Source organism: Burkholderia sp. Ac-20384 (assembly GCF_017104605.1).
GTDB lineage: Bacteria > Pseudomonadota > Gammaproteobacteria > Burkholderiales > Burkholderiaceae > Burkholderia > Burkholderia lata.
The window spans coordinates 1-1,061 of the sequence record NZ_JAAGPE010000694.1; the positions used below are offsets into that span (position 1 = coordinate 1).

Annotated in this window: 1 protein-coding gene; it reads right to left on the reverse strand. The window is 69.5% G+C overall.

The annotated features are described in order from the left end of the window. On the reverse strand, positions 1 to 1,061 hold a 1,061-nt coding region (locus tag G3O00_RS42885; RefSeq protein ID WP_241025618.1), incomplete at both ends, for an acetyl-CoA C-acetyltransferase.

Consider the following 1,061-nt stretch of genomic DNA (forward strand, 5'->3'; position numbering starts at 1 on the left):
CGGCAGCCCGACGCGCCGATCGGGTGGCCGATCGCGATCGCCCCGCCGTTCACGTTCACCTTCGACGTGTCCCAGCCCATCTGCTTGTGCACCGCCAGCGCCTGCGCCGCGAACGCCTCGTTGATCTCCATCAGGTCCAGGTCGCCCGGCGTCCAGCCCGCGCGCTCCAGGCACCGGCGCGAGGCCGGCACCGGGCCCATGCCCATCACGCTCGGATCCACGCCCGCATTCGCATACGCCTTGATCCGCGCCAGCGGCGTCAGGCCGAGTGCCGCCGCCTTCTGCGCCGACATCACCAGCACCGCCGCCGCGCCGTCGTTCAGCCCCGACGCGTTCGCCGCCGTCACCGAGCCGTCCTTCGAGAACGCCGGCTTCAGCCCGGACAGCGATTCCGCCGTCACGCCGTGACGCACGAATTCGTCCGTCGCAAACTGCAGCGGCTCGCCCTTGCGTTGCGGAATCGCCACCGGCACGATTTCATCGTTGAAGCGGCCGGCCTTCTGCGCGGCTTCCGCCTTGTTCTGCGACAGCGCCGCGAAGGCGTCCTGCTCTTCGCGCGTGATCCCGTATTCCTTCGCGACGTTCTCCGCCGTGATGCCCATGTGGTACTGGTTGTACACGTCCCACAGGCCGTCGACGATCATCGTGTCGACCAGCTTCGCGTCGCCCATCCGGAACCCGTCGCGCGAGCCCGGCAGCACGTGCGGCGACGCGCTCATGTTCTCCTGGCCCCCCGCGATCACGATCTCGGCATCACCCGCGACGATCGCGTTCGCCGCCAGCATCACGGCCTTCAGGCCCGAGCCGCACACCTTGTTGATCGTCATCCCCGGCACTGCCGTCGGCAGCCCGGCCTTGATCAGCGACTGCCGTGCCGGGTTCTGCCCGGAGCCGGCCGTCAGCACCTGGCCCATGATCACTTCGCTCACCTGCTCGGGCTTCACGCCCGCACGCTCCAGCACCGCGCGGATCACCGTCGCGCCCAGCTCGGGCGCCGCAATCTTCGCAAGCGAACCGCCGAATTTGCCGACCGCGGTCCGCGCGGCCGATACGATCACTAC